The organism is Mesorhizobium sp. M4A.F.Ca.ET.090.04.2.1 (assembly GCF_003999085.1).
GTDB lineage: Bacteria > Pseudomonadota > Alphaproteobacteria > Rhizobiales > Rhizobiaceae > Mesorhizobium.
This window is the reverse complement of record NZ_RZOT01000427.1, coordinates 1-5,421: the sequence shown is the minus strand read 5'-3', so window position 1 is coordinate 5,421 and position 5,421 is coordinate 1. Positions and strand designations below refer to the sequence as shown.

Annotated in this window: 3 protein-coding genes, 1 tRNA gene and 2 pseudogenes; 2 read left to right on the top strand and 4 right to left on the bottom strand. The window is 64.5% G+C overall.

The genetic code is table 11. The annotated features are described in order from the left end of the window. Window positions 1-148 precede the first annotated feature (148 nt). A tRNA-Arg gene (locus EN781_RS24700) sits at window positions 149-225 on the top strand. 148 nt (window positions 226-373) lie between these two features. Here the strand turns inward: EN781_RS24700 and EN781_RS24695 are convergent. Then, on the bottom strand, window positions 374-1,414 hold the full coding sequence (locus EN781_RS24695) for a proline racemase family protein (protein ID WP_126058041.1): 1,041 nt from the start codon (window positions 1,412-1,414) through the stop codon (window positions 374-376). 456 nt (window positions 1,415-1,870) lie between these two features. On the opposite strand from EN781_RS24695, the gene EN781_RS24690 reads away from it, so the two are divergent. Continuing rightward, window positions 1,871-2,833 (top strand): dihydrodipicolinate synthase family protein, encoded by a 963-nt coding sequence (locus EN781_RS24690; RefSeq protein WP_126058040.1) that lies wholly within the window; start codon window positions 1,871-1,873, stop codon window positions 2,831-2,833. Window positions 2,834-3,010: 177 nt separating this feature from the next. On the opposite strand, the gene EN781_RS24685 is transcribed toward EN781_RS24690, so the two are convergent. The 3 genes and pseudogenes from EN781_RS24685 to EN781_RS35515 all read right to left on the bottom strand — a co-directional run. Continuing rightward, entirely contained in the window at window positions 3,011-4,048 is a 1,038-nt protein-coding gene (locus EN781_RS24685; RefSeq protein WP_126058039.1) for an ATP-grasp fold amidoligase family protein, read from the bottom strand. Window positions 4,049-4,203: 155 nt separating this feature from the next. Continuing rightward, window positions 4,204-5,261: pseudogene (gene ugpC, locus EN781_RS24680) on the bottom strand (sn-glycerol-3-phosphate ABC transporter ATP-binding protein UgpC). Window positions 5,262-5,297: 36 nt separating this feature from the next. Next, a pseudogene (locus tag EN781_RS35515) lies at window positions 5,298-5,421 on the bottom strand (carbohydrate ABC transporter permease); the annotation flags it as partial.

The window sequence follows — 5,421 nt, the reverse complement described above, 5'->3', positions numbered from 1 at the left end:
CCCGGCAAGGACGTGGATCCTCCGCGGACCGTAGCCGGGCATGCGCAGAAGTCGGGGCAAGTGTGAGTTTTGCGAAACGGCGGACTGATTTTGCTTTCAGTCCGCCTCTTGGCGAACCGGTCCGAAGCGGCTATGTGTCGGGCCGCGTGGTCCCGTAGCTCAGTAGGATAGAGCGGCAGATTCCTAATCTGTAGGTCACAGGTTCGATTCCTGTCGGGATCACCATGCTTTTCAATGGTTTGGCGAGACCGCCGCCGATTGGCACGGCGGCAGGGATAGATATCGATTTTCACCAGGGTATAGGCATCGTCCGTTCGGTTTCGGCCAGCCTTTGTGGCGGTGCGGTGTCCAGCTCTGGCTCGCGGCCGGGCGGCTATTGCTTCATCGAGGTGGAAGTGCCCCAGGTATCCGACAGCACATAGCCCTCCGGGTACGGGTCCGTCGGATCGAGATAATAGGCATGCTCGCCGGTGATCCAGGCCCGGCCGGTGATCTCCGGGACGATCGCCTTGCGCCCGCCGATTTCCGTCAGGTCCACGATCCTGCCTGTGAAGCGGGAGCCGATGATCGATTCATGGGTGAGCACGTCGCCCACGCCCATCAGGCCTCTGGCCTGCAACACCGCCATACGGGCCGACGTGCCGGTCCCCGTCGGGCTGCGGTCGGAGCGTCCCGGCGAGACGATGCAGGTGTTGCGCGTGACATTGCCCGGCCCTTGGAACGGCATGGCGAACTGCACGATCGAGACGCCGCGCACATGGTCGAATTCCGGATGGATGACATCGAGCTGTTCGCGCGCGGCCCGTCGGATTTTCTCGCCGGCCACGGCCAGTTCGCGCGCCTCGTCCGGGGCGACCGAGAAGCCGAGCGCCGTGGCATCGACGATGGCGTAGAACATGCCGCCATAGGCGATATCGACCTTAAGAGTGCCGAGCCCTTCCACCTCGATGCCGGCGTCGAGGCGGTCGACAAAGGCAGGCGCGTTGCGGAAGGTGATCGAGACGCATTTGCCGTCGCGGCATTCGGCGCGCACCTCGATGACGCCGCCCGGCATGTCGAGCTTGAAGCGGGTCTCTGGCTCCTGCATCGGCACCATGCCGGTCTCGAGCAGCACCGTGGCGATGCATATGGTGTTGGAACCGGACATCGGCGGATATTCCGTCGGCTCCATGATGATGGCGCCTGCTGCGCAATCCTTGCGCGTCGAGGGAACGAGCAGGTTGACGTGCCGCGCGACGCTGCCGCGCGGCTCGCAGATCAGCATGCGCCTGATATGGTCGTGATCGCGCTCCATCGTGATCATCTTGTCCATCATCGTGCGGCCCGCCGGCGGCAGCACGCCGCCCACGATGACGTCGCCGACCTCCCCTTCAGCATGACAACCGACGACACGAATAGAGGCTTTGGTGCGCATTGTTGCTCCCTGTAAGGCTGTTCTCTAGTGCGACGAGGCTACGCACTTGTGGCGCGCGATGTATGCAATCATTCGCAAAATCATCCCGCGCCATGTCCCTGCTCTTCAACCTTCGGGAATCGGCACCGGCAGATTGCCAAGAGCAGGACCGCTGCCATTCCACGATGGTTCGATATCGGTCCCGGCATCTCGCACGCCTCCGTGGCCATCAAAGCAAACCACCTCGCAAGAAGATACCGAAACGGCGAATGATCGTTGAAAAAAATCGTCCATAAGGATGATTATCCGCTCCCGGCCACGCGAAGGCGATGGGGTCGAACAGCGGCTTGGTGCCGCCGGCCGGCGCCGCCCAGCTGTGGCGATTGCTCGATAAGAGGATAAGAAGCCGTGACAGACGACCGGCGCCGGGACAGAATGGGCAGCCGGCCCGTTCGCCAGCCTCAAGGGAGAACCCGAATGACCGCCAATGTCTTTTCCGGCTGCATGCCGGCTCTGATGACCCCGTGCACGGAAGACCGCCAGCCCGACTTCGAGGCGCTCGTTCGCAAGGGGCGGGAGCTGATTGCCGCCGGCATGTCGGCCGTCGTCTATTGCGGCTCGATGGGCGATTGGCCGCTGCTGACTGACGCGCAGCGCATGGAGGGGGTCGAGCGCCTGGTGAAGGCCGGCGTGCCGGTGATCGTCGGAACCGGCGCGGTCAATACCGCCAGCGCCGTGGCGCATGCCGCCCATGCACAGAAGGTCGGCGCCCGAGGCCTGATGGTGATCCCGCGCGTCTTGTCGCGCGGACCTTCGGTCACCGCGCAGCGCCACCATTTCAAGGCAGTCCTCGCGGCCGCGCCCGAATTGCCCGCGGTCATATACAACAGCCCCTATTACGGCTTCGCCACGCGCGCCGATCTGTTCTTCGCGCTGCGCGCCGAACATCCCAACCTCGTCGGCTTCAAGGAGTTCGGCGGACCGTCGGATCTGCGCTATGCGGCCGAAAACATCACCAGCCGCGACGATGAGGTGGCGCTGATGATCGGCGTCGACACCGCCGTCTTCCACGGCTTCGTCAATTGCGGCGCGTCCGGCGCGATCACCGGCATCGGCAATGTCTTGCCAAAGGAGGTCCTGCACCTCGTCGGGCTCAGCCAGGCCGCCGCCAAGGGCGACGCCGAAGCCCGCCAGCGCGCGCAGGAACTGGACGCCGCGCTCGCTGTTCTCTCCTCCTTCGACGAGGGTCCGGACCTGGTGCTCTATTTCAAGCACATGATGGTGCTGAAGGGTAATCCCGAATACCGGCTGCACTTCAACGAGACGGATGCCTTGACCGACAGCCAGCGCGGCTATGCCGAGGCACAGCTCAAGCTGTTCGACAGCTGGTATGCCCAGTGGTCAAGGCAGCCGGGCGTGGTTCAGAGGTATGCGGCCTGAACCGCCAAGTACGATCCGGGCGCAGCCCTTGAGCGAAATGTCCAAAGCGAACGGACTTTCTCCCGTCCGTCTTCGAATGAGAAAACAAACCCGCATCTCGATTTGCCACGGTGAGAAGTCGGTGCCTGTGCAGCATTGCGGTCCAAGATGACCTGCACAGGCCGCCAGGCCGGACGCTCAGGGCTCGCGCGGGTCCGGCATGCCCAGGCGCGGGTGGATTTCGGCAACGGGAACAGGCTTCGGACTGCCGTGGGCCCGGAGGCATTTTGAGCGCAGCGCACCGGCGTAGAGCCGGGCAAGCCCGCTATGCTGCTTGCGCAGATAGTCCGATTGGTCGAGCCGCCAGCGCCGCTCGATGTCCGCCATGATGGCTGGATTGCTCCAGGTTGCATAACCGCCGGCCGAATAGACAGTGATCTCGCCGGCGTACAGCCGCTCGCGCGTGACCAGGAAATCGACGCGGACATAATCGAGATCGCCGGCGATGCGCGGCGCAATCAGGGCAGCTTGCCTAGTCAATTCGACGAGGCGGGCGGTGACGGGCAGCGCCTGATCCTCGCGCGGATAGTCGATGTCGCGCCCCGCCAAAGGGTTGCCGTCAGGATCAAACAGTCGCGACTTGAGCGCCTTCTTGTCCTCGGCCCTGACATGGCAGACGACGCCGCTGCAGACCTGGACCTTGATCTCGGTGGCGATCTCGCCGCCGGCGAGCGGCAGCATCTCCTCGACGAACACCTCCGGCACGATCCGCCAGTAGGCCCATTCGCTGTTGCGACGACCCTGCCGCTTGCCCAGCCACAGCCTTAGCTGACGTACGATGGAGGCGCGATCCGGCTGGCCGCCCGAGACGAAAATGTTCATGTCGCAGCCATGGTTGGCTTTGACCACCACCGCGTCGTCGAGCAACGCCGACGGGATGTCGTCGGGATCGCGGCCGCGCCACAACGTCTTCGGCACTTCCAGCTCCGGGCAGACGGCGTGGACATAGTCCTTCGCGGCGAGCTTGTCCGACAGCGTGACGAACAGCGGATTGTGGTCGATCAGCCTTCGCCAGAGCATGCATTCATTATAACGCTCGGGCGCGGCGGGATTGGGCCAGTAGCCCATCTTCCTCGCAAACCGCGCCACAAGCATCGGGTGACGAAGCGTGATCAGCAGCCGCGCCACGGCCAGGACAAGACGGTGCCCTGCTGGGAAATCGGCGGCCGGCCTCATCGAACGGTTACAATTGTCCGAACGGAGTTCTTCCCCGACGATTCACATCGCTGATCCACGGCACATCCCGCCCATTGACGGCGCACCTAAGCACCACCCGGGCGCGCCGGCAAGCTGGCACGACGACCCACCCCGGCGGTGTCGACGCGAGCCGTTCAGATGCGCCGGCCAGTGCTCGCCTCGAACAGATGGGCGCAGGCGCGGTCGGCCTCGATATGCACCGCCTGGCCCTGCTTCAGCGCGAGCCGCTCGCGGAACAGGCAGGAGATTTCCTCGCCGGCGCAATCCACCGTGGCGAAGATCTCCGAACCTGTCGCTTCCAAAAGCGTCACGGTGCCGGCAATGCCCTCGCTGCGTGCACGGATATGTTCAGGACGGACGCCGTAGACGAGCTCGCAGTCCGGGACCCGTGCCGGGTGGATGTCGTCCGGCAGCGGCAGCGTCAGCCCGCTGGTGCTGCGGAACACGCCTTCCTCGATGCGGCCGCGGATGAAGTTCATCGACGGTGAGCCGATGAAACCGGCGACGAACAGATTGGCCGGACGACGTATAGGTCGAGCGGCGCGCCGATCTGCTCGACCAGCCCGTCATGCAGCACGACGATCTTGTCGGCCATGGTCATGGCCTCGATCTGATCGTGCGTGACATAGATGGTGGTGGTGCCCAGCCGCTGGTGCAGCGCCTTGATCTCGCCCCGCATCTGCACGCGCAGCTTGGCGTCTAGGTTGGAGAGCGGCTCGTCGAACAGGAACACCTGCGGGTCGCGCACGATGGCGCGGCCCATGGCGACGCGCTGGCGCTGGCCGCCGGAAAGCTGGCGCGGATAGCGGTCGAGCAGCTTTTCCAGGCCGAGTATGCTTGCCGCCCGCTTGACCCGGCTTGCCGTGTCGGCCGGATCGGCTCTTTTGATCTTCAGCGCGAAGCCCATATTGTCGGCCACCGTCATATGCGGATAGAGCGCGTAGTTCTGGAACACCATGGCGATGTTGCGGTCGCGCGCCCTGAGCTCGTTGACGACCCGCTCGCCGATGGCGATCTTGCCAGCCGAGATCGTCTCCAGCCCCGCGATCATGCGCAGCAGCGTCGACTTCCCGCAGCCCGACGGCCCGACCAGGATGACGAACTCGCCATCGGCGATGTCGACGCTGACATCGTGGATGATCTTGGCGGTCCCAAAAGCCTTCTGCACGTTGTTGATGGTCACCGATGCCATTTCATGTCTCCACAAACGTGTAATGTCGGACCGGCCTCAGCCGCCCTTGACCGCGCCGGCGGTCAGCCCGGCGACGATCTGCCTTTGCGCGAACAGGGTCAGCACCAGCACCGGTAGCGTCACCACGAGTGCTGCCGCGGCGAGCGGCCCCCAGCTCACC